The organism is Acetobacter oeni (assembly GCF_011516825.1).
GTDB classification, from domain to species: domain Bacteria; phylum Pseudomonadota; class Alphaproteobacteria; order Acetobacterales; family Acetobacteraceae; genus Acetobacter; species Acetobacter oeni.
On record NZ_WOTA01000019.1, the window covers coordinates 1 to 23,338 of the forward strand.

Consider the following 23,338-nt stretch of genomic DNA (forward strand, 5'->3'; position numbering starts at 1 on the left):
GATACTGCGCTCGGGTGATTTCAGTCCAGGCCATCTTGATCTCATCAGGTTCTCGCAAACCCATGAATCATAACCTGCTGAAATCACTCAACTCATTTTCGGTCAGACACTGAGGGCGATGACACTCGGCAGACGCATACGACGGCTTGGTGAGCGGACTTCCGTGTCATATTCGTTCAGCACGGAGACGCGATCAAGGCAGACGGCCTTGATGGTATCCTGCCAGGACCACAGAGAGAGCGGAAAATAGGAAAGCGGCCTGAAATCGGCGTTCAGGACGAGAGATGGATAGTGCATACTGCCACTGGTCAAAGCGCGTATCCTTTCCCGGAGACGGCTCATGATTCTTACGGCGGTTTCGGAACAGAACGCCGTGGATCACGCGTCGTCGAGAACTGTCGCAAAAACTATAGGCCCGAAAAATCCCGGACTGCAAGGAAGTGGCGTTTGCCGGAATATGAGATTTCCATGACAGATCTGTGTCGCAACGGCGGACTGATCTGTGGCCTCTGAGTTATGTCCGTCACGGGGAGTTGTAACGCGGTTTGCGCCCAGTCCGACGGGGCCGCTTCATCTCGGGCATGTGGCGGCGGGATTTTTTGCCGCCCGTCATGCCGCCCCGTCCGGTCGGTTTCTGCTGCGGATTGAAGATATTGATATGCGGAGATGTCGGCAGCAGTTCATCGATGAGACGCTGGAAGACCTTGCCTGGGCAGGGCTGCACTGGAGCGGAGCGGTTATCCGGCAATCCGGGCGGATGGGACTGTATCGGGAGACGCTGGAGGTTCTGACGGATCGGGATCTGGTTTATCCGTGTTTCTGCACACGGTCGGAGATTGCCAGGGAAGTAGCAGAAGCCGCGTCGGCGCCACATCATGCTCCGGACGGGAGTCTGGTTTATCCGGGAACGTGCCGGAGTCTGGATGCGGCAACGCGGGTGCGACGAATCGCGGCGGGTGAGCCTTATGCGTTGCGGCTGGATGTGAGGCGGGCGATGGCGGAGATCGGAGATGGCCCCCTCACCTTTCGGGAAGCGGATCGGGGCGATGTCGTCTGTGATCCGCTTGCGTTCGGGGATGTGGTGCTGGCGCGGCGGGATATTCCGGCATCCTATAATCTGTGTGTCACACAGGATGATGCGGCGCAGGGCATCACGCTGGTTACGCGGGGCGAGGATTTGCGGGATGTGACCGCGATTCATCGACTTTTACAGGAACTGATGGGCTGGCCTGCGCCGGACTATATGTTTCATCCGTTGCTTTGTGACGCCATGGGGAGGCGGCTTTCCAAGCGTGACGGAGCGTTGTCGATCCGGGCGATGCGGGAGGCCGGAATGACGGCCGGGGCGGTTCGGGCGGCGGCGGGTGTGGGATTGCTGTCTGAAGGCTGAAGCTCCGGACGCGGCTGATCTTATCCGGCATGTTCTTGCGAACAGAGCTGTGGAGCGATGCTTTGAACAGCGACTTATTCCGATGACCGCTTTTTCGTTCCGGTGTCAGGCCCGTTTCTGGAAAGACATGGAATACGGTGTGGGTACAGAACAGTTCATTCGCTGGAAAATGGTGCGGATGTGATGCGTGCGCTGTTCCGCATCGACGCGAAACCTTCTAGTGTGCCGCGTCGCCCGCGGACGGCGTGTGGCCGGGGTTGCATGGCGTTTACTTCTCAGGATCGGGATTATGTCTTTTATTGCTGACCGTCTGAACAAAATCAGTCCCAGCCAGACCATTGCCATTACGGCAAAGGCGTGGGCGCTCAAAGCGGCGGGTCGCGATATTATCAGCCTGTCGGCAGGTGAGCCGGATTTTGACACGCCGGCCAATATTGGGGCTGCGGCGATCAGGGCGATTGAAACGGGTCAGACAAAGTATACGGACGTGGCCGGCACCCCTGCCCTGCGTGCGGCGGTTGCCGAGCGGTTCCGGCTTGATTCCGGGCTGGACTACAAGCCTGAAGAGATCATCGTTTCCACGGGCGGAAAACAGGTGATTTTCAATGCCATGGTCAGCACCATCAACAAGGGCGACGAGGCGATTATTCCGGCTCCGTGCTGGGTTTCCTATCCGGACATCGTGGCGCTGGCGGATGGCAATCCTGTGATTGTGCCTTGTCTGGCCGAGAATAATTTCAAGCTGACCGCAGAGGCGCTGGAGGCGGCGATTACACCACGCACGAAGTGGTTTTTCCTGAACTCGCCATGCAATCCGACGGGAGCCACCTATTCGGCGGAGGATCTGCGTCCTCTGTGCGATGTGCTGCTGCGGCATCCTGATATCTGGATCTTTACTGACGATATCTATGCAAAGCTGGTTTATGACGGCTTCAGGCCTGCGACGATTGTTGAGGTTGAGCCGAAGCTTCGGAATCGCACGGTGACGATGAACGGCGTGTCGAAGGCCTATGCGATGACGGGCTGGCGGATCGGGTTCTCCGGGGCACCGGTGGAACTGACGCGTGCGATGAACAAGTTACAGGGGCAATCCACGTCCAACCCGTGTTCCATCGCGCAGGCGGCGGCCCTGGAGGCACTGACGGGTCCGCAGGATTTCATCGGGACGATGTGCGAGACGTATCGCGAGCGGCGCGATCTTGTGGTGTCGATGCTGAATCAGGCGAGCGGGCTGACCTGCTCGCGTCCGGAGGGGGCATTTTATGTGTTTCCGTCCATGGCGGGATGTTTCGGCAAGCGAACAGCTTCGGGCAAGGTAATCGAGACGGACGAGGCCTTTGTCACGGCGCTGCTCGATGAAGAAGGCGTGGCGGCGGTGCATGGATCGGCGTTTATGTTCGCGGGGCATTTCCGGGTGTCTTATGCAACGGACACGGAGAGTCTGAAGGAAGCCTGTACGCGCATTCAGCGTTTCTGTGCCGGACTGCGCTGAGGGGAACGGGTGTGACGGAGGTTTCAGGGACCGGAGTTTCTGAGGTCGGGGCTTCTGGTCCCCGGCTGGCGAAGCGGCTTGAAGGATTGCCGGCGCCGGCAACGATAGAAATGGCGCGGCGGGCGCGGGCGTTACGGGCGGAGGGTCACAATGTGATTTCTCTGGCGTTGGGCGAGCCTGATTTTGCGACGCCGTCTTATGCTGTCGAGGCGGCGCATCGGGCGGCGCTGGCGGGGGATACGAAATACCCGCCGGTGGATGGCAAGCCGGCGCTGAAAGCGGCGATTGCACGGAAGTTCAGTCGCGAGAACGGGCTGGCGTTTGAGCCGGATGAGCTGATTGTCTGCAATGGCGGCAAGCAGGTCATTTTCAATGCGTTCATGGCGACGATCAATCCGGGTGATGAGGTTGTTGTTCCGGCACCTTACTGGGTGAGTTATCCGCTGATTGCGCGGATGTTTGGCGGGATTCCGGTTCATCCTGAATGTGACGAAGTGGATGGATTCAGTCTGCGGCCGGAGCGTCTGGCGGCGGTCATGACGTCGAAAACGAAGTGGCTGGTGCTGAATTTTCCGAACAACCCTTCGGGGGCGCTCTGTACGGATGAGGACCTGCGCGGGATTGCGGCGGTGCTGCGGGATTATCCGGATGTATGGATTCTCTCTGATGAGATCTACGAGCATCTTGTGTTCGACAATCATTCGTTCCGGTCTTTTGCAGCGATTGCGCCTGATTTGCGAGGCCGTGTGCTGACGATGAACGGGGTGGCGAAGGCTTACGCCATGACGGGATGGCGCGTGGGGTATGCCGGCGGCCCGCGTGAACTGATTGCGGCGATGCGGGTTGTTCAGGGCAATGCGACGTCGGGGGTCTGCACTGTGGCTCAGGCGGCAGCAGCAGCGGCGCTGGACGGCCCTTCGGACATGATCCGGGAGATGGTATCGACCTATGCGCGGCGGCGCTCGATGGTGGTGGACACGCTGCAGGCTGTTCCGGGGTTTACCTGTGCGGTGCCGTCTGGCGCGTTTTATGCCTATCCGGGAATTGCGGCCTGTCTTGGAAAAACGACGCGGGACGGGCGACTGTTGCGGACGGATACTGATTTCGCGATGGCGTTGCTCGAGCAGGCTTATGTCGCCACGGTACCCGGCAGCGCGTTCGGGCTGTCACCTTATCTGCGACTGTCCTGTGCTACGGCGGATGCTGATCTGAAAGAGGCCTGCGCCCGAATCGCCAGATTTGTTGAGACGCTGCGCTGACCGGACGGGACTATTTGTTCCGCCTGTGCGTCAGCTGAGATTGCAGCTGGCGCAGTGACCTGACAACGGGCGTGGGGAAAATGTCTCTCAGAGCTATCTGGACACGACGATTGAGAGGCATATCGGGACGCCGGAAGTAGCGTGTCTTGTTGAACGCTGTGTGCAGCGGGTTGCTTGTCTGCGTATAGAAATAGGCAATGAGAGCCAGGCGCGGGCGTTCGCCGGGCAGCGCCGTCGGGTAACCATGCGCGGCGATCGTTGACTGACCCATGATGACAGTTCGGCCGAAGAGCGGCAGGATGCTGACGGCGGCGCGATTTTCTTCCATGTTCCACAATTCGAGCGCGCCACCATCCGCTTCGGTCCAGTCCGTGTTCAGATAGGTGATTACCGCGACACGATTCCGGAATCCGGTTGTGGGATGGGTCTGGAAATCGACATGAATTTCGAAATGGCCGTTTGCGTTGGCCTGGTGAATACCTCCGCCCAGGAGTGTGCTGTCGGGCATCAGGGCATGGATGCCTGTAATGGATTCCAGAAAAAATATAAATTCGGAAGAATTTGTGAAGGCAAAATAACGGGCTGTCTGGGGCGGCAAACCCGCCATGCCATCTGTCGCCCGTTTCTTCTGGAGAGCCGTATAATGCGGAACCCAGTGATCGGAACGAAGGCTGTGTATCTCGTCCGCTATGGTCTTGAGAAAAGCCTGCTCGAACAGGCCGTCGAGCACCAGATGAGGAAACGGGTCCGCATATTCAAAGGTTTTGGCAAGGGTCTGCGCTTCTGTGGAAGAAGGAGAACACCACAACGGAACATTGGCTTGTGCCGCTGCAGAACTCAGAAATTCTTTCGTGGACATCAGACTCTGATCTTTCCACAGGCAGAGAACAGACGAGGCATCATATTCAGCTCATGCGTATGTTAATTTTTAATGCTCACCTGGTATTTTTAGGTGACGAAGATTAACGAAATAAAAACATAGGGTGGGCGAGGTCAGGGTTAAGGTCGTCATTTTATACCGGTGGACTGGACATGATGACGGTGGCACGGTGTTGTCATGATTCCAGCATTTCCCTCCCTCACCTTTCCCCGCCCCACGGAAACCAGCCTGACGGATGGTTTCGGGGCAGTTGTCGCTCTGCTTGATGCGGGTGATCTGAGAGCGGCACTTGAGCGGTTCGACCGGGAGCGCCGCACGCTGGATAGCTGGGCGTCGCTCGTTTATCTGCAATTTTCACAGGACACGACGAGTAAAGCGAGCAAGGCTGAGCGGGATTATGCCGATAAGCTGGGACCAAAGGCGACGGCGCATGAGGTGACGATCAAGAAGCGTCTGCTGGCTGATGCTGACCGGGCGGCTCTGGTTGAAATTGCTGGCGCGCATGTTGTGCAACTATGGGAAAGGGATGTCACGACGTTTGATTCCCGGATTGAATCGGCGCTTGAGGAAGAATCGCGTCTGTGCAGCGAATATACGGCGCTGCTGGCTTCGGCGCGGATTACGGTTGCGGGGGAGACGGTCAATCTTTCAGGTCTTGCTCCCTGGCTGGAGAACGCGGACCGGAGGGTTCGTCATGAAGCGGAACAGGCGCGCTGGGCTTTTTTTGCCGAGCATGGCGACACACTCGACACGCTGTATGCCCGACTGGTTACGTTGCGAACGGAGATGGCGCGGACGCTGGGGTTCGGGAGTTATATGCCGCTGGGCTATCGACGGATGCGGCGGGTGGATTATGGACCGGACCAGGTGGCCCGGTTTCGCGAGGAGGTTCTGACGCATGTGACTCCGCTGGTGGCCAGGCTGCTGGAGGAACGGCGGGCGGAAATGGGCTGGGACCATCTGTGTTACTGGGATGAGAACTTCATTGATCCGAAGGGCAATCCGAAACCGGCTGGCGGTTACGATCTGCTGATTGAACGGGCGCAGACGATGTTTGACCGGATGTCGGGCGGGCTCGGGCCGTTTTTTTCAGAGATGGTGAATGGTGGTTATCTCGATCTGAAAAACCGGGACGGCAAAGCAGGCGGCGGGTTCTGCACGGCATTTCCAGATGTGGGGATGCCGTTCATTTTTGCAAACTTCAATGGCACGCATGGGGATATCAGTGTTTTCACGCATGAGATGGGTCATGCGTATCAGAACTGGCGCAGTCGGGATCTGCCATCGATTGATGAGTTATGGCCGACGATGGAGGCGGCGGAGATTGACTCGATGGGGCTGGAGTTTCTGACCTGGCCGCATATGGAACTGATGGTTGAGGATGGAGCAGCGGATCGGTTTCGTCGGATGCACCTGATCGGATCACTGAGTTTTCTGCCCTATGGTGTCTGTGTGGATCATTTTCAGCATGAGGTTTATGCCCGTCCTGAGATGACGCCTGCGGAGCGACATGAAACATGGCGACGTCTGGAGCGGCTGTATATGCCGTGGCGCGATTATGGAGATATTGCTTATCCCGCGAAGGGCGGACGCTGGCAGGCGCAGGGGCATATTTACAAATCTCCTTTCTATTACATTGATTATACGCTGGCGCTGTGTTGCGCGATGCAGCTTTGGCTAAAGTCCCGCCGGGATGAACCCGGAGCGATGGCAGCTTATGAGGGGCTATGCGCACGGGGTGGTTCGGCACCGTTTACGACGCTGGTTGCCGGGGCGGGACTGGTTTCACCGTTTGAGCCGGGTGCGCTGGCGGATGTGGTTCGGGAGGCATCGGGGGTGCTGGGCGTAACAGCAGCGTAGGGCAAGTCTTATAGAAAACGCGATTCCGGCACTGGAAAGGGAGCCGGCACTCATCATGGCAGGATGGATTTGGGCCGATATGATTGCGTTCTGAGCTCTCCGCTGGTGCTGGCACGGTTTGTTCTCCACCAGTTACGGAAACGGAAGCATAGATGCGGATACTTCGGGATCGTGGGTTATGACCGGTGTCGGGTTCTGGCTTTTGGGCAGTTCAGGAAAAGATGACTAGTCAGTTCTTCAGGGAATCGGCGGGTCGCTGATTTCCGGAGTGATCTTCAGCCTCGACCTAAAAACATGGCGGAAGCGGAACGGGTTTTGCGAACTGGTGGCGTGACATGGCAACCCGGCACAATGATCACTGGTCTGCCGTCATCGGCGTCGTAACGGGGAGATTGTCCGGTGACTGCTATGGATATGGAAAAGGTGCCGTTCCTGCCTGGACTGACTCCTGGCGTAATCTGGTACGATACGGAAGACGATCAGTCCGCAGAACCAACTCGTGAGTGATCTTTTCCTGAGCGCAGATACGAGCGGGTCGGATCGTGACCGGTATCCGCGTGGCTCAGAATAGCGTGGAGACGCACATGTGTCAGCAGATCGAGCCGATTGCGCGAAGACAGTTTTCATTTACGCTTCCGCCTGTTCCAAAATTGCTGCTGATGCACGAACAGGCATGAGGTACCAGCAACGTAAACTCCGACACGGATATGGACGCCGAACTCATGACGAACATGGCGTGAAGAAGTAAGGTGTACCGTGCGGGTGGGGCCTGCTATTGGAACCCCACAAAGCGCTCCGCCTCAGAAGGCGTGCTACGGCTTGGAGATTAATCACCGTGTCGCCGCGCATTGCTCCTGACTCCTGTCAGAAAGCCATCCGCACCTGCCTGTTTTTTTAAAAACGAGCTGATAAGAATGACTGTCATCACTGAACGATACACAGACAGGGTTCTCCGAAAACCCGGCATTGCGCCATCTGGCGCATGGCTCCGGCAAAGAGAACATCACGGTGTCACCGTGTGTGCGACGAGCACCCTCTTTTCCCGTGTTGTCTTGCTCAACGGAAAAACCTTCAAAGCCGGTTCGGGCCAGTGGATAGAAAACAGGCGATCAGAAGAAAACATCTTCGCTTTCCGAAAACAGCAGAGATATCGATTTTCGAATCAGTGCTTTCCTCAACCTGCGTGGCTGACACCGAGAAGCATCCGAGCATAAGATGATGTGCACTTTCGGTAATCAGACCGGCTCTGCGTGAAAATTCAGAACTATTTCTTGTCATCACCTGAAATAGTTCCCGGGAGAAAACGGCGCGCACCGGGCGGTACAAGACTGCGAGTTTTCCCCTGTCCAATGTTAGCCATTTTTTCCTGGACAGCACACTTGCCATGGCAGTGAAGCGTTTCCCGGATCGGGGCTTGCCATCAAAACCGGCTCCGCTTCGCTTTTTGCAGAGGGAGATTACTTCTGATGAGGCTCTGAGAAAACAATAAACTGTCGTTTATTCAGTCCGATAAACCCCACGAAGGCGCGGATAATCCCACGAAATTTCATATTCATAACAGGTTAATTCCAGAGATTCCGACGAGCACTGTTTTCCGGCAAGGGCATAGCCTTGATGAAGCGGGAGGGGAGTTGCGCCCTCGTTCTGGAATTTTTCGGTCGTCAGGAATTCTCTCGTTTCGCTCCGGACAATCCGTACTCATGAACAAATAAAAAAAGGGAGAGCGAAACCGCCCTCCCCTTTTTGGTGTGAAACTGACAGTCGACCGGATCAGAAATCCATGTCGCCCATGCCGCCCATTCCACCGCCACCTGGCATCGGAGGAGCTTTCTTTTCCGGACGCTCGGCAACCATGGCTTCCGTCGTGATCAGCAGGCCAGCAACCGAAGCTGCGTCCTGGAGAGCTGCACGGACAACCTTGGTCGGATCGATGATGCCGGCATCGACGAGATTCTTGTACTCGCCAAGCTGTGCGTCAAAGCCGTAAGCATATTCGCTGGACTCAAGCACCTTGCCGGCAATAACCGCACCGTCTTCACCCGCGTTGTGCGCGATCTGACGCAGCGGAGCCTGAAGAGCCTTGCGGATAATCTCGCCGCCGACCTTCTGGTCTTCGTTGTGGTAATGCAGGTGAGCCAGAGCCACGGATGCACGGGCCAGAGCGGTTCCACCGCCCGGAACGATGCCTTCCTCGACAGCAGCGCGGGTTGCATGAAGCGCGTCATCAACGCGATCCTTGCGCTCCTTCACTTCAACTTCCGTCGAACCGCCGACGCGGATAACGGCAACGCCACCGGCCAGTTTCGCAAGACGTTCCTGCAGCTTCTCACGGTCGTAGTCCGAGGTGGTCTCCTCGATCTGCGCACGGATCTGGTTGCAGCGCCCCTTGATGTCGTCGCCGTTACCGGCGCCCTCAACGATCGTGGTGTTCTCTTTCTCGATATGCACCTTCTTGGCGCGACCGAGCATTGGCAGTGTGACGTTCTCAAGCTTGATGCCGATGTCTTCGCTGATGACCTGACCACCGGTCAGGATCGCGAGATCTTCGAGCATCGCCTTGCGACGGTCACCGAAGCCCGGAGCCTTGACGGCAGCGATTTTCAGACCACCACGGAGCTTGTTGACGACCAGTGTTGCCAGAGCTTCACCGTCGACGTCTTCGGCGATGATGACCAGCGGACGACCGGACTGAACAACGGCTTCGAGAAGCGGCAGGATCGGCTGAAGCGAGGACAGCTTCTTCTCGTGGATGAGGATATAGGGGTTATCCATATCCGCGATCATCTTCTCCGCATTCGTGATGAAATACGGGGAGATGTAGCCACGGTCGAACTGCATGCCTTCGACGACATCGAGTTCAGTGTGGAGGCCCTTGGCTTCCTCAACCGTGATGACACCCTCGGAGCCGACTTTCTGCATGGCCTGCGAGATCATCTCGCCGATTTCATGCTCGCCGTTCGCGGAGATCGTGCCGACCTGCGCCGTTTCGGCCGGGGTCGTGATCTTCTTGGTGTTTTTCTTCAGTTCTTCGACGACGGAAGCGACAGCCTTGTCGATACCGCGCTTCAGATCCATCGGGTTCATGCCAGCGGCAACGGCCTTGTGGCCTTCACGGACGATGGCCTGAGCCAGCACGGTGGCTGTCGTGGTGCCGTCACCGGCGACGTCGTTGGTTTTCGAAGCCACTTCACGCAGCATCTGCGCGCCCATGTTCTCGAACTTGTCGGCGAGCTCGATCTCTTTTGCGACCGACACACCGTCTTTGGTGATGCGGGGCGCGCCGAAGCTCTTGTCGAGGACGACATTACGACCCTTCGGGCCGAGCGTTACTTTTACGGCATCAGCAAGAATATCAACGCCACGCAGCATACGCTGACGCGCGTCACCGCCGAACTTTACGTCCTTAGCAGCCATGAGAAATTCTCCTTAAAGGATTGAAAACGATCAGAAAGGGGGATCAGAGCCGGATCAGGAGGCGATCACGCCCATAATGTCGCTTTCTTTCATGATCAGCAGTTCTTCGCTGCCGATTTTAACTTCGGTGCCGGACCATTTGCCGAACAGCACACGGTCGCCAGCCTTGACGTCCAGAGCCACGATCTGGCCCTGCTCGTTACGGGCGCCGGGGCCGACCGATACGACCTCGCCTTCCATAGGCTTTTCTTTAGCTGTGTCGGGAATAATGATGCCGCCAACGGTCTTCTCATCGCTTGTTACGCGACGAACCACCACACGGTCATGCAGGGGACGAAATTTCGTCATTATGGATCGCTCCACATTCTTATTTTGGGACGGCACCCTCAGGTCAAGCGACGCCGCCTCTTGCCACGCGCTCTACGCCGCGGTGCGTTAGCACTCCCACCCCGGGAGTGCCACAGATGAGATAGGAGTGCCCTGAGAGAGTGTCAAGGCGGGTTGGCACTTTTCTTTGTTGAGTGCCAGATTTCTGAATTTATCTGCATTTTTCCAAAAATGGAGATACAGATAACCCATAATTCAGGCACTTCTGTTTTCGCCGGATCACAACGGAAAACAGGCACTGTAATTATGACAGATACAGGAAATGATAAGATCAGCCGGTCATCGTGCCCGATGAGAGAAGACCGGTCAGGATTCAGCCTGAATGTTCAGGCAAACACATTCAGAGCCAGCGCGGATGTGAAACACGACCCGCCGTCAGGCCCTGACTGTATCAGTTCAATCCGCAGGGTGCCTGCTGGCCGTTTTCACGACCAGTGGCACGCAGCCTCAGATTGTTTTCAGGTTCGTCGCGGCGGCTTTGCCGCGCTCGGTGACCAGTTCGTAGCTGACTTTCTCATTCTCAGTGAGACCCGTCAGGCCCGCAGCCTGCACGGCAGTGATGTGGACGAAAACGTCCTTGTCGCCATCGTCAGGCTGAATGAAGCCGAAGCCCTTTGTCGCATTGAACCATTTTACTGTGCCGGTGGGCATTGGAAACATCCTTCCTCGTAGAGCGCGACCCGACCAGAGGACGAGCGCACCGGTCAGTTGGACAACCACACTCTGTGGTGCCTCTGACTTATGTACATCCGCTCATGATCCGGTCCGATTGTCAATCATGCTTACTATTCATAAGGACGAAAAGCGGGAGCTGCTCCATAGCCGGAACGGTGATAAGACCCTTATCGGTAATGCGAATATCCGGAATCACTGAAAGCGGGATCAGGTTGAAACCCATGTAAGGCAAGGTGCAGCCGAGTTCGCTCCATACCTGCTTCAGTTTTTCGGTCTGCTGCGCGACGATCCCTGCCCGTTCATCCGAGAGAAGCCCGGCGATGGGAAGCGGAACGAGCGCACTGACTTTGTTATCTGAAATAACCACGACGCCGCCCCGGCTGTCGCGCACGGTTTCTACGGCCAGACGCATGTCGGCTTCGTTCCGGCCGGCGACAATAATGTTGTGAGCATCGTGTCCGACGCTGCTGGCGACGGCACCTTCCGTAAGCCCGAAGCCGCGAAGGAGACCGTGTGCGACTCCTCCGTTCCGTCCGTGTCGTTCGAGCACCGTGACAAAACACAGGTCGTGTTTTTCGAGCAGCACGTCCCAGTTACGGGCTTCTTCAAGCGCAATCACCTCGTGGAGAAGCGCGATATCGCCCGGGCCGCTGATGCCGATCACATTAGCGTGACAGGGACCATCAGGCAGGGATGGGATGAGTTCGCCGATCTCAGGCAGAATTACGGTTCTGTATGCCGCCTCCGGGTAACGGTAGCGGGATTCGGAGAACTGACGGTCGAGAACCGGTGTGATTTTGCGGTCTGAGACGACATGACGGCCGCCATACCAGGTATCCTGAACCTCCATGGCGTCATCGAGCAGGACAAGATCGGCGCGACGACCGCCGCCAAACCCACCGATTTCGTTATCCATGCCGAAACGGGTTGCGCCATGGAGGGAACCCATACTCCATGCCGTTTCGGTCCTGATTCCGGCCATGATGGCCTGGCGTACGACCCAGTCCTGACCGAACAGAGACAGATCATCGGCGTCGCGATCATCGGTGCAGACGCAGATACGCTTGGGATCGGCACCCATTTCGGTGATGGTTTTGATGGCTTCCGGCAGGGAATGCCAGGGTGTGGTGGGCGGGCCGCCGCGCAGAAAGATCCAGACTCCGGCTTCGAGCAGGTCGTCGGCTATTTCGCCGGTGATGGCTTCGTGCGTATCGGTGACGCCGGACGCGGCGTATGCGGCAACGAATTCACGTCCGAAGACATGGCCGCTGACGGGATGACCGCGTTTGAGAGATTCAGCGACGATGGCGTGGCTGCGGTCGTCACCGTGGCAGAGCGGAACGAAATCCATTTTCTCGCCCAGAGCGACGGCTTCGGGCCAGCGATCGAAAAGAGCACCGATCTTCTCAGGCGTGAGATCGCCTCCGGCGGTTTCGCATTGTGGCGATGTAGCCGGGACAGTGCTGGGCACGGTCAGAAATACGTTGAGAGGGGCATGGCGGGCGTCTTCGAGCATCCATTCGATGCCCGCGACATCGGCGACATTTCCGATTTCGTGGCTGTCGCAGAAGATAGTGGTGGTGCCGTTAAGCAGGGCCGCTTCCGCATAGGCGCAGGCGGTCATCATACTGCTTTCGATATGCAGATGCGGGTCAACGAGGCCGGGGGCCAGGATGCCGCCCTGCATGTCTCTTACCTCACCCGGGGTCTGACCGGTTGCGCGCCAGCTTCCGGCCGGGCGAAGGGCGGCGATACGGCCACCGCTGATCCAGAGTTCACGATCGGTTAGCATCCGGTCTGAATAGGTTGAAAGAACCCTGGCTCCGGTCAGCACGAGGTCCGGAGCGGCACGGCCCGAGGCCACAGCAGCGAGTTGCCGGGTCATAGTGTGCAGCGGGGACACGGAGAAACGGGTCAGGGGCTGAATGTCTTGCATGACAGAAGTATAACGCCCGCCGTGGTTTTTGTCTCGCGAACAGAACCACTTTTAACTTTACGGCGGTTTGTGGGGAGCGGGTCGTGAAAGTGACAGGCGGCGGACGCAAACCATGAATGCAGGGGATGGTTTTTCACAACCTGCGCTATTTTTTTTGGGGGGGGTGCACGACTTCCGGAGCGAAAGGAGTTCCTATGCAGGCGCCGTTACCCGAGTTCCGGTCTCTGACAAACGGAAATATCAGATAAGTTCGGCAGACGGAATGGCTTTAACCGCCGGGCAGTGACCAGTCGAGCCACGCCATGAGGCCGACGAAGACAATGAGGATTCCATGCATGACGAGCAGCGCCCGCATGGAAATGATTGGCACATCGTTCTTCGTTTCTTTTTTTGCCATTTGCGTTCACTCCGCTGTGTATGTCACCGGCACATGTCGTTCCGGGAGCTACTTAGCCTCGATATGGGGAAGATGGTGATAGGCGCGATTAAAATAGACCAGACCGCCGGTCGGACCGCCAAGCCGCAAGGCATCGACAGCGCCGAAAATGACACTGTGGGTTCCGACTTCCACGATCTGGCTGATGCGGCAGTCCAGAGAGACCGTGGCTTCTTCCAGGACCGGCGCACCGGTTTCCAATGTCGTCCAGTGTCCTTCCTGAAATCGCTCTATCATATCGAATGCGCCGGCAAAACGCTCTGAAAGCGGGCCCTGGGTGCCGGAGAGCACATTAACGCACATGGCGGCATTGACGGTGAAAGCCGGACGGACGCGGGCGGAACGATTGAGGCAGACGAGGAGTGTTGGCGGCGTATCCGTAACCGAGCAGACGGCTGAAGCTGTAAAGCCGGTCGCATTATCAAGCGTTCCGGTTGTCACGATGGTTACTGCCGCGCCCATGCGCGCCATTGCTTCCCGAAAGGCACCGGTTTCAACCGCCACGCTGCTGCTCCTGCTCTTGTCCGGCCTGAACCCGGCTCCTGAAGTGTTCACCCGTACGGGATTCCGGGGATTGTCACAACCGGATATAAAGAACTCATGAATGCACCGGACCGCAGGCTATGGCGGTCGTGGAACAGGAGTATACGTCATGACGGAAGTTCTTTCAGCAGATGGCGCCAGTCGTCCCTTTTTTACTGAACGACACGGTCATCTTGCACGCATGACCCTCGATATGCCGAAGAAGCTGAATGCGATCGACGCGGCGACAGCGGAGGAGATGCTGACTGTTCTGGATCGCTGGCGGGACGACGCTGACATTCATACTGTTCTTCTCGATTCATCTTCACCACGGGCTTTCTGTGCTGGCGGAGATATCCGGGCGATCAGGGACATTATCGCGCGCAGCGGCTCTGTCGCGGCTCATACGAGCATGGCGATTCCTTACCGGACGATGCTGGCGATTGCCCGCTATCCGAAGCCGGTCGTGACTGTGATGGACGGTATTGCAATGGGGGGCGGGATCGGGTTTGGCGCGCACGCGCGACACCGGATCGTTACGGAGCGGTCGACTCTGGCGATGCCTGAAACAGCGATCGGTCTGACGCCGGATGCGGGAGGAGGCTGGCGGCTGGCACATGCGGACCCGGCTTATGGTCTGAGATTCGCACTCACAGGCGCGCGCATGAACGGGATACAGGCTGTAGCGACGGGGTTTGCGGATCACCTGCTTCACTCGGACAATCTGCCGTCTCTGACGGAAGCACTGACGAATGTAACTGAGGACAGGATCAATCATGTTTTGCAGGAGCTTGCGGAGATACAGGCCGGAGAAGCTGGCCTGCCTGCCGGTTCCGTGACGGTTTATGATGTGCTGCCCCTGACGCCTGCCGAAGGATTGCCGGTTGTGATGCAGCGCCTTGAGAATGTCATTGCAGCAGGCGGCGACGTGGCCTGGGCCGAAGGAGATCTTGCCGCTCTGAAGGCTGCGTGCCCTTTTTCACTGCACGTAACATGGCTGATGCAGCAGAAGCTGGCGGATATCGAAATGATTACGGACGGGTTTTCGCTGGAAAGCAGTGCGGTCGGGCATATGCTGGCACGGAAGGATTTTTCTGAAGGCGTGCGGGCGCGTGTCATCGACAAAGATAACACCCCTGTCTGGAGTCCTGCTTCGATTGCTGCCGTGGATGCTGATGAGGCGAAGCAATGCGCGGCGTAGACGGCACGGCCTTCTTCATATTTCCGGATGTAAAATGCGGTTCGTACTTTGAAATAATACCGGGCTGATGTCTGGAAAACAGTATCCTCTGAAAACAGACAGGTTTTTTAGCGAGATATAAAATTCAGTAGCTGTTCTGAGAGGATGGGGGCACGTTTGTGTAAGACTTATTAAGGCGGACGGCATTCTGTTCCGCTGTCAGCCCGGTGGGGCCTTCCGCCACATTGCGGGCGACATTAGGCATCAGGTCCGGGCGGCTCCAGCAATCGACCCCGCTCCATCCTGCCGTGCAGTAAGGCTGCGGCGGTGGCGGTGTCTCAGGAGGCGAACACCAGCCGGTTCCCTTCTCCAGTTCCGTCGCGGTGCAGTCGCGTCCCATGGCGAAGCTGCCTATTTGCGGCGCTGAGCAGCCGCTGAGCAGCAAAAAAACGGCAGAAAAAAAGAAGCGGGTGCTGGACATAAAAGAGAGTATGGAGCCGGGAGGTGAAGAAACGCTTACCGGCACGGTTATGTCGCATATTTTGCAGGGATGCCGTTTGCTGCATTCCTGATGCGCGGCTATTGTCCTGCGGATAAGGGTTTTGTGCCGATCTGTCCGTGTTCCGCGACACTGAGGCGCGCATCCGATGAAAGCAGGGCATCAGCCCGCAGATAAAGAGAATATGTGCCGGTGGTCGACGAAATTTTCAGAGAAGTGGACGATGAATTGCGGGCCGAGCGCATCCGGCGTCTGGCCAGACGATTTGCGGGGCTGGGGCTGGGAATTGTCGTTCTTGCCGGTGCGGGTGCCGGTGGATGGGAGTATTACCGCTCAACGCAACAGGCGCGGGCGGAGCAGGCCTCCCTCACCTATTTTAAAGCACTTCATGACGCAGGAATGGACGAGTCCGCGAGCGGAGCGAGTGCGCCGCTGACGGGTGTGCAGAAAAAGGGTCTTGCATCGCTGACGCAGCTCAGTGGCGTGGCGCCTGCCGGGCTTGCCACTTTATCGAAGCTGAGGGTTGCGGCGGCCAGCGCGGCGCATGGCGATGTGCAGAGTGCTCTGACGACATGGAATTCCATCGCTGCCGACCGACAGGCGGATCGTAATCTGCGCGACCTCGCCACATTACTCTGGTGTCAGTGGCAGATCGATTCCGGCGATGTGGCGACGGTCCGTTCGCGCCTTTCGCTGCTGACCGATAACGGCAAGCCGTATGCCGCGCTGGCTAATGAGGCGCTGGCAACCCTTGATATCCGCGAGGGACAGGATAAGTCGGCGCGTGGCCGTCTGACCCGCCTGACGCAGGATTTCGCTGCGCCTGAAGGTGTTCGTATGCGTGCCAACGCCCTGTTGCAGACGCTTGGCCAGGCTGGCTGAGCGTTCGTTATTTCCACTTCATTCAGAGACCGACCCGCCGTGTCCCAGCCGCTCGAAAGCGATCCGATGTCCAGATGTCCTCGTAACAGCCGCCGCGGCTTTCTTCGCACATTGCTTGCCGGCGCAGCGGTTGTTCCCGGCCTGGCGGCGTGCAGTGTCTTTGACGATGATGAAAAGCCGATTCTGGCCGGGCACCGTATTCCGGTCGTCAGCGGGCGGAACGGACTGATAGTACAGAAGACCAGCGACCCTCTGACGCCGATTACAATTCCGGCGTCTTTCCAGTCTGTAGACTGGCCGATCAGTGGCCGCGTACCGTCTCATGTCTCGACCAATTATGCCTGGAACGGTCTGAAAGAGCGGTGGTCGAAGTCGATTGGTCACAGTATATCCGAGCCGGATTTTCTGGCGTTCGCTGCGTTGGGCTCGAACGGGCGCGGTGTTATTCAGGCGACCCCGGTCATTCATCAGGGCCGGATTTTCACGATGGACGCCATCGGGAATGTACATGGCTACACATGGCCAGCCATGAACCACCTCTGGCACTTCAATCCAAAGTCTCACAAGTTGCAGTCGAGCAATATCGGTGGGGGTCTGGGGGCCGCCGGTGACACGCTTTATATCGTCGACGGCATTTCCGAGACCGTGGCCGTGGAAGCGGCGACCGGTGCGGTCAAATGGCGGATGAATGTCGGGACGCCCGGCCGCTCGGCGCCGACGATTGTGGACGGACGGCTGTTCTTCGGGACAATTGACGAGCGGTTTTTTGCACTGGACGCGACCAGCGGGCACCAGCTCTGGGATTATAATGCCTCACCGGCTGATACGGTGATGTTTGGGCAGCCTGCCCCGGCGGTAACCGACGGGGTGGTGCTCACCGGCTTTGGCTCCGGCGATCTGGTTGCGCTTCGCGCGGAAAGTGGCGAGGTTGTCTGGAGTGATACGCTGGGCAATCCTGGCGGGCAGAGCACCGTGCTGGATTTTGCCTGCGTGCGCAGCATGCCGGTGATTGCCGGTGGCACGGCCTATGCCATGAGCGTGGCACGGATGATGGTGGCAATTGACATGCGATCAGGGCGCAGGCTCTGGGAGCGTGCGATTGCGGGACAGAATCCGATCCTTTGTGCAGGCGACTGGCTGTTTATTATCAGCATGGACGATCAGGTTGCCTGTCTTGACCGGATTACGGGGCAGGTTCGCTGGATTACGCAGCTTCGTCAGTATATCCGGGTTGATGCGCGCAAGGACGGCGTGACCTGGACGGGTCCTGCACTGGCCGGCGGAAAGCTGATCTGTATCAGCACATTGCCTGAGAACGGTATTGTGACGCTTGATCCTGTGACCGGCAAAATACTTTCTCTGGATAAAATGCCGGCGGAAACGACGGTCGAACCTATTTTCTCCGATGGCCAGATGCTGGTCATCGATAACCGGGGCGTTCTTACCTCTTATGGCTGATCAGAAACGCTCCGGGCGCACGACCCGGTCACGCACACAAAGGTCGCCGATGCGGCCGGAGCCGGCGCTTCCTGTCTCAGGACTGCCAACGGTTGCGATTGCCGGTCGCCCGAATGTCGGCAAATCAACGCTGTTTAACCGGCTGGTTGGCCGGCGTCAGGCGATTGTAGCGGATACGCCCGGTGTAACGCGGGATCGCAAAGAGGCTGAAGCGGTTCTGCGGGGCCGCATGGTGAGGCTGATTGATACGGCGGGTCTGGAAGAGGCGGCACCGGACTCATTGTTCGGACGGATGCGGGCCTCGTCTGAGATGGCCGTGCTTGAGGCGGATGTGGTGCTGTTCTGCATTGATGCCCGCTCCGGCATTACGCCGGCTGACGAGCATTTTGCGACCTGGCTGAGAAAACAGAATCGTCCGGTCATGCTGGTGGCCAACAAGGCGGAGGGCAAATCCGGAGCGGCTGCGGCGATGGAGGCTTTTTCGCTCGGACTGGGAACGCCGATTGCGGTGTCGGCTGAGCACGGCGAAGGGATTGCGGATCTCATGAGCGAGATCGCGGAGGCTCTGCCGCCTCCGACTGAAGCTGAAAAAGCGGCTGAAGAGATACCGGCCCGGCGACGCAGAGCTAAAAAAGTCGAGAAAAAAGAAGAGCCTTCTCTCAGCTTTGCCGCTCTGACGGGACCGGACGAACCTTCAGACGATACGGCTCCGGATGAGTTTGCTGACGAGGCTGTCTTTATAGAAGACGAAACGGCGGCGCCGGGACGCCTCAGGATTGCTTTTGTCGGACGACCGAACGCGGGAAAATCGACGCTGCTGAACCGGGTTCTTGGCGAGGAGCGAATGATTACCGGGCCGGAACCGGGTCTGACGCGGGATTCGGTGGCTGTGATGGTCAGCGACGAGCATGGCGAGGTTCAGGTTGTCGATACGGCCGGTTTGCGGCGCAAGGCCCGGATCGATGAAAAGCTGGAGAAGATGTCGACATCCGCGACGATTGAGGCGCTGAAACTTGCGGAAGTTGTGGTGCTGGTCGTGGATGCGACGCTGGGGCTGCATGAGCAGGATCTGCAGATCGCGCGTCTTGTCGAGCGCGAAGGTCGCGGGTGCGTGCTGGCCCTGAACAAGTGGGATGCGGTTGAGGATCGGGTTGCCGTCCGGAAGGCCATTTTTGATCGTCTTGAGATCTCGCTGACGCAGATGCGCGGGCTTGAGGTTGTGGCATTCTCGGCGAAGACCGGGGCTGGTGTTCAGAAGCTGCTGCCAGCGGTTCGCCGGACGGCGGAGATCTGGAACACCCGTGTCCCGACCGGCGAGTTGAATCGCTGGTTTGATGCTGTTCTGGACAGACACCCGCCTCCGCTGGTGAGCGGGCGCCGGCTGAAGCTGCGTTATATCACGCAGGTGAAGAGCAGACCTCCGACATTTGTGGTGTTCGGGACAAGAGCGGAGATGCTGCCGGAGGATTACCGTCGTTATCTGGTCAATGGATTGCGTGAAAGCTTCGGGCTGACCGGAGTACCATTGCGCTTGCAGTTACGCGGGACGAAGAATCCTTATGCGGACGATGACGGTCGCTGAGCCCCGGGGGCCTGCGTCTGTACGACTGTGTTGGCCGCAGGGTCGGCTGCTTTTTGCGCAAGACATGGTATTTTTGACCGGCTCTGTTCCGTTACAGGCTTTACGGCAGAGCCCGACCGGCCGGGATGGCTGACGCTGTGATACGGACGCTGTCTCTTGTTGTTCCGTTTTATAACGAGGGTTCCGGCGTCACGTATTTTGCGCAGACCATTCTTCCTGTCCTGGAATCGATTCCGGACACATGCTGGGAAATTGTTTGTATTGATGATGGCAGCCGCGATGATACGCTGACACATCTGATCGCGCTGGCAGAACTGGATACGCGGTTCCGGGTTCTGGAGTTCTCGCGGAATTTCGGAAAAGAAGCGGCGATGAGCGCGGGAATAGATGCAGCGCTCGGTGACGCCGTTGTTCTGCTCGATGCTGATCTTCAGGACCCGCCCGAACTGATACCTGATATGGTTCAGGTCTGGCGCGGCGGGGCGGATGTCGTTCTCGGAAAGCGCATGGACCGGTCTTCCGACAGCTATATCAAGCGTAAAACGGCTGGCTGGTTCTACAGGCTTCACAACACGATGACTCAGGTTCGCCTGCCTGAAAATGTTGGCGATTTTCGTCTCATGGATCGCTCCGTTGTGGAAGCTCTGAAAAGGCTGCCGGAACGTCAGCGTTTTATGAAAGGCCTCTTTGCCTGGGTAGGGTTTCGGACGACCACACTGGAGTACGTGCGGCCGGCGCGAACTGTGGGAGCAACGAAATTTTCGGTGCTGTCATTATGGAATCTTGCGATTGAAGGACTGACCAGTTTTTCGACATTTCCGATCCGGCTCTGGACCTATCTCGGGACGGCAGGTGCTGTTCTGGCATTATTTTACGGTTTCTATATTGCTGTGAGGACAGTGATCGAGGGCAATCCGGTGCCGGGCTATGCCTCTCTTTTCGTGGCGATCACATTTTTTGGGAGTATTCAGATTATCAGTATCGGTATGCTTGGTGAGTATATCGGTCGTATTTATATGGAGACGAAGCAACGTCCGCTTTATATTGTCAGGCGCACGTATAACTGAATCGTCTCATCTCCGGTGCCGTCGATCAGATCAGTTGCAGCGCAGGCGTCTTATTCCCGCCGCCAGAGCGACAAATTCTCCGCTTGTCCATATGCCGTTCGCACCTTCTCCATGCGCGGTCAGCCTGATTGTGCGGTAGTGACCAGGTGGAACCCCGACTACCGGAGCAAATGGCGCGGCCCAGGTCGTTGTCTGCCCGTCGGTTGTCTGGATAGTGGTGACATCCAGTCCCTGAGGGTAAGTAGGAGGGATCATCTGAATACGGGACGGGGACAGGAGGCGGATAAGTCTTACGTCCGCCGGGCAGCGGAAATTCAGCGACACGGCGTTGGCGTTGCGGGTGATGCTGACCGCCGATGCGGCGACCGGACGCATTGTTGCGGCAAATATGAGAGGAAGCAGGCCGAACACGGGCAACCATGTCGTGATTCCGGAGATTTTCCCGAAACGTAGCAATCCGTTGAGAACAAAAGCGACGAGCAATGCGGACCAGAACCATGCCGCATGAGTCAGCAGCTTTTCATTCAGTTCCGGTGCCGTATCCATTTTGAAGATGATGAAATCAAGGCTGTCCCATGGCATCAGGCCGGCGATATCGAAGCGGTCGTGAAACGGAAAGTCCGTATCAGCCGTCATCAGGGCCAGGCGGTTATCGAGAAATTTTGAGTTATGCTGTAGCAGGATCGCGGCGTTCAGGATGGAGACGAGCATCAGACCCGCGCCAGCAAGACGCGCGGGCAGGCCGCGCACGGCAGTCAGCCAGAAGGCCATGCCGACAGCCATGGCAGGCATGACGACGACCCAGAAGCGTGCCGGCCAGGATTCCGCTTCAGCGCCCCAGATCATTGGCGGCAGGTAAACCCCCAGAAGAACAAGGGCCTGAATGGCCAGAACTGACCGGCGCCAGGCTCCGATGACGAGACCTGCCACAGCGAGGAGACATGCGGGACTGACTGTGAGGAGACCATGTCTGAATTCGGTAAGATGGACCATGAAGCGGTCGAACACCGTAGCGGTGCGGGGCGTGAACACGGCATCCGCGCCGGCGACCAGATGTCCGAACAGGGCGAACTGATGCCAGAGGAACAGTCCGCCCGCGAGCAGACACAGACCTGCTCCGGCGATCAGACCGGTTTGGTCACGACGTTTCCACAAATGTATGGCGGCGAACGATATCAGCGTCGCGGCGAGCAATGAGGCCCGGATGTGTACGAACGGCAGGGCCAGAGCACAGAAGACACCGGCAAGAACAGCATTTGTCCTGTTTTGTCGTCCCAAGGTCCATGATGCGGCGAGTAATGCCATCATCATCATGTCCGTATAAAACAGATGCGTATATGGAAGGACCGGGAAAGTCAGCATGACGAAGCCCGTGACGAGCAATGCTCTGGCTGACCCGAATACGGGACGGAGCAGACACGCAAGGCTGAGAACGGAAGTCAGCGCACAGATTACGGAAACCACCCGGCGTCCGCCTGTTCCGAACAATCCGACAAAGGGCGAGGCAAGGACGGACATGACAACGGGATGTCCGGGGATCGGCATGAAACCGTTGCTGACTATGCCCTGAAATTCCGGCATTTCCTGCGCGAAGCGGCTTGTCGGCATCCGGAAACCACCGGTGTGCCAGAAGCTGAGAGCCCGATAGATATACTCCGGTTCATCGCCTGTTACGGGCATTCCTGCGAGACGTAACTGGGCACAGAGAACCGCCGCGAGAAGAATAATTATACCCGCGACAAAAAGTTTATTTTTATAAATTGATGATATTCCAGAACGGGCTTTCATACTTTCCTGTTTATATACGAATCATCTTTGGTTCGACTCTGGTATGACGAATTATTATTTCGTGCAAACAGGCAGCAGGTCTGACCTTGCGGTCGACCTGACATTTCGATGTCGTGACGGTGTTATTTACTGAATTTGTTGCCAGCAGCTTTGAGCGTCGTCGTCATTTTAGTGAAGTTTGCGGCGATCCGTTGCTGAACGGCAGTACTGCCTTCGTGGATATGACTGATCTTATCGCGGGCTTCATTGCTGGCAATGGTTTCCTCGCGATTGGCTTCTTTCGAGACGCAGGCGTTATAGGCGCGGGCGGCTTTTTCATAAGCAGCGGCGCGGTCGACGCTGCTGTTGTATTTGTCGACGCCGGATACGTCCAGGGCTGGCGCTGACGGTTCGCTGCCGCAACCGGATGCGGTCCATACCGTAGCGGCGCGGGTGGCTGTACCAGAGACACCGAGCGAGAAAGCGGCAGCAAAACAGAGAAAGAGGCAGGTCTTCATGTGGTTTCCTTCCGGCCACGCGCCGGGACGATGGTTCAGGTTTCTGTGGCCCGCGAAAAGAACGACGGTGCCGGGATGAGGCTGAAGACGGGATGTTATATCCGGACAGTTACCCTCCCGATGCCGCCGAACCT

General features: G+C 57.6%; 20 protein-coding genes and 1 pseudogene. 10 read left to right on the forward strand and 11 right to left on the reverse strand.

Annotation, left to right across the window (positions count from 1 at the left end):
* Window positions 1-111: 111 nt before the first annotated feature.
* Window positions 112-297: pseudogene (locus GOB90_RS12420) on the reverse strand (HNH endonuclease); the annotation flags it as partial.
* 205 nt (window positions 298-502) lie between these two features.
* Here GOB90_RS12420 and gluQRS point away from each other — a divergent pair.
* The 3 genes from gluQRS (at window position 503) to GOB90_RS12435 (ending at window position 4,141) form a co-directional block, all read left to right on the forward strand.
* The gene (gluQRS, locus tag GOB90_RS12425; RefSeq protein ID WP_146887931.1) at window positions 503-1,390 is read left to right on the forward strand and encodes a tRNA glutamyl-Q(34) synthetase GluQRS; all 888 of its coding nucleotides are present in this window, start codon (window positions 503-505) and stop codon (window positions 1,388-1,390) included.
* Between the two features lie 289 nt (window positions 1,391-1,679).
* A complete protein-coding gene (locus GOB90_RS12430) occupies window positions 1,680-2,882 on the forward strand; it encodes a pyridoxal phosphate-dependent aminotransferase (protein WP_146887929.1) in 1,203 nt (400 codons plus the stop codon).
* A 110-nt stretch (window positions 2,883-2,992) separates the two neighbouring features.
* Window positions 2,993-4,141, forward strand: coding sequence for a pyridoxal phosphate-dependent aminotransferase (locus tag GOB90_RS12435; protein WP_146887954.1), 1,149 nt, complete (start codon window positions 2,993-2,995; stop codon window positions 4,139-4,141).
* Between the two features lie 10 nt (window positions 4,142-4,151).
* Here the strand turns inward: GOB90_RS12435 and GOB90_RS12440 are convergent, their stop codons facing one another.
* A complete protein-coding gene (locus tag GOB90_RS12440; protein ID WP_146887927.1) occupies window positions 4,152-5,000 on the reverse strand; it encodes a 2OG-Fe(II) oxygenase in 849 nt (282 codons plus the stop codon).
* A gap of 198 nt (window positions 5,001-5,198) precedes the next feature.
* On the opposite strand from GOB90_RS12440, the gene GOB90_RS12445 reads away from it, so the two are divergent.
* Complete coding sequence (locus tag GOB90_RS12445) at window positions 5,199-6,881, forward strand: M3 family oligoendopeptidase (RefSeq protein WP_146887924.1); 1,683 nt, start codon at window positions 5,199-5,201, stop codon at window positions 6,879-6,881.
* Between the two features lie 1,770 nt (window positions 6,882-8,651).
* On the opposite strand, the gene groL is transcribed toward GOB90_RS12445, so the two are convergent.
* From groL to GOB90_RS12470, 6 genes are all read right to left on the reverse strand, one after another.
* A complete protein-coding gene (groL, locus tag GOB90_RS12450; protein ID WP_146887922.1) occupies window positions 8,652-10,295 on the reverse strand; it encodes a chaperonin GroEL in 1,644 nt (547 codons plus the stop codon).
* Between the two features lie 54 nt (window positions 10,296-10,349).
* Entirely contained in the window at window positions 10,350-10,643 is a 294-nt protein-coding gene (locus GOB90_RS12455; protein ID WP_146887920.1) for a co-chaperone GroES, read from the reverse strand.
* Between the two features lie 486 nt (window positions 10,644-11,129).
* Window positions 11,130-11,333 carry a cold-shock protein gene (locus GOB90_RS12460; RefSeq protein ID WP_146887918.1) on the reverse strand — a complete coding sequence of 68 codons (204 nt, stop codon included), beginning with the start codon at window positions 11,331-11,333 and terminating at the stop codon, window positions 11,130-11,132.
* A gap of 121 nt (window positions 11,334-11,454) precedes the next feature.
* Window positions 11,455-13,293 (reverse strand): adenine deaminase, encoded by a 1,839-nt coding sequence (locus GOB90_RS12465; RefSeq protein WP_194300931.1) that lies wholly within the window; start codon window positions 13,291-13,293, stop codon window positions 11,455-11,457.
* Between the two features lie 268 nt (window positions 13,294-13,561).
* Complete coding sequence (locus GOB90_RS19555; RefSeq protein ID WP_260175978.1) at window positions 13,562-13,690, reverse strand: hypothetical protein; 129 nt, start codon at window positions 13,688-13,690, stop codon at window positions 13,562-13,564.
* A 48-nt stretch (window positions 13,691-13,738) separates the two neighbouring features.
* Window positions 13,739-14,200 carry a flavin reductase gene (locus tag GOB90_RS12470; RefSeq protein WP_146887950.1) on the reverse strand — a complete coding sequence of 154 codons (462 nt, stop codon included), beginning with the start codon at window positions 14,198-14,200 and terminating at the stop codon, window positions 13,739-13,741.
* 181 nt (window positions 14,201-14,381) lie between these two features.
* Between GOB90_RS12470 and GOB90_RS12475 the strand changes: the two genes are divergently transcribed.
* On the forward strand, window positions 14,382-15,452 hold the full coding sequence (locus tag GOB90_RS12475) for an enoyl-CoA hydratase/isomerase family protein (protein WP_146887916.1): 1,071 nt from the start codon (window positions 14,382-14,384) through the stop codon (window positions 15,450-15,452).
* 124 nt (window positions 15,453-15,576) lie between these two features.
* On the opposite strand, the gene GOB90_RS12480 is transcribed toward GOB90_RS12475, so the two are convergent.
* Window positions 15,577-15,831 carry a hypothetical protein gene (locus GOB90_RS12480; RefSeq protein ID WP_242011995.1) on the reverse strand — a complete coding sequence of 85 codons (255 nt, stop codon included), beginning with the start codon at window positions 15,829-15,831 and terminating at the stop codon, window positions 15,577-15,579.
* Here GOB90_RS12480 and GOB90_RS12485 point away from each other — a divergent pair.
* From GOB90_RS12485 to GOB90_RS12505, 5 genes are all read left to right on the forward strand, one after another.
* Window positions 15,830-16,003, forward strand: a complete 174-nt coding sequence (locus GOB90_RS12485; RefSeq protein ID WP_173572082.1) for a hypothetical protein — start codon at window positions 15,830-15,832, stop codon at window positions 16,001-16,003. The two genes, GOB90_RS12480 and GOB90_RS12485, sit on opposite strands and share 2 nt — an antisense overlap.
* Window positions 16,004-16,122: 119 nt before the next feature.
* The gene (locus GOB90_RS12490) at window positions 16,123-16,812 is read left to right on the forward strand and encodes a tetratricopeptide repeat protein (RefSeq protein WP_146887912.1); all 690 of its coding nucleotides are present in this window, start codon (window positions 16,123-16,125) and stop codon (window positions 16,810-16,812) included.
* A gap of 66 nt (window positions 16,813-16,878) precedes the next feature.
* Complete coding sequence (locus GOB90_RS12495) at window positions 16,879-18,270, forward strand: PQQ-binding-like beta-propeller repeat protein (RefSeq protein ID WP_146887910.1); 1,392 nt, start codon at window positions 16,879-16,881, stop codon at window positions 18,268-18,270.
* A gap of 49 nt (window positions 18,271-18,319) precedes the next feature.
* The gene (gene der, locus GOB90_RS12500; protein WP_146887948.1) at window positions 18,320-19,852 is read left to right on the forward strand and encodes a ribosome biogenesis GTPase Der; all 1,533 of its coding nucleotides are present in this window, start codon (window positions 18,320-18,322) and stop codon (window positions 19,850-19,852) included.
* A 125-nt stretch (window positions 19,853-19,977) separates the two neighbouring features.
* A complete protein-coding gene (locus GOB90_RS12505; protein WP_146887907.1) occupies window positions 19,978-20,919 on the forward strand; it encodes a glycosyltransferase family 2 protein in 942 nt (313 codons plus the stop codon).
* Window positions 20,920-20,949: 30 nt separating this feature from the next.
* Here the strand turns inward: GOB90_RS12505 and GOB90_RS12510 are convergent, their stop codons facing one another.
* On the reverse strand, window positions 20,950-22,707 hold the full coding sequence (locus tag GOB90_RS12510) for an ArnT family glycosyltransferase (RefSeq protein ID WP_146887905.1): 1,758 nt from the start codon (window positions 22,705-22,707) through the stop codon (window positions 20,950-20,952).
* A 122-nt stretch (window positions 22,708-22,829) separates the two neighbouring features.
* Window positions 22,830-23,204, reverse strand: coding sequence for a hypothetical protein (locus GOB90_RS12515; RefSeq protein WP_146887903.1), 375 nt, complete (start codon window positions 23,202-23,204; stop codon window positions 22,830-22,832).
* Between the last annotated feature and the right edge of the window lie 134 nt (window positions 23,205-23,338).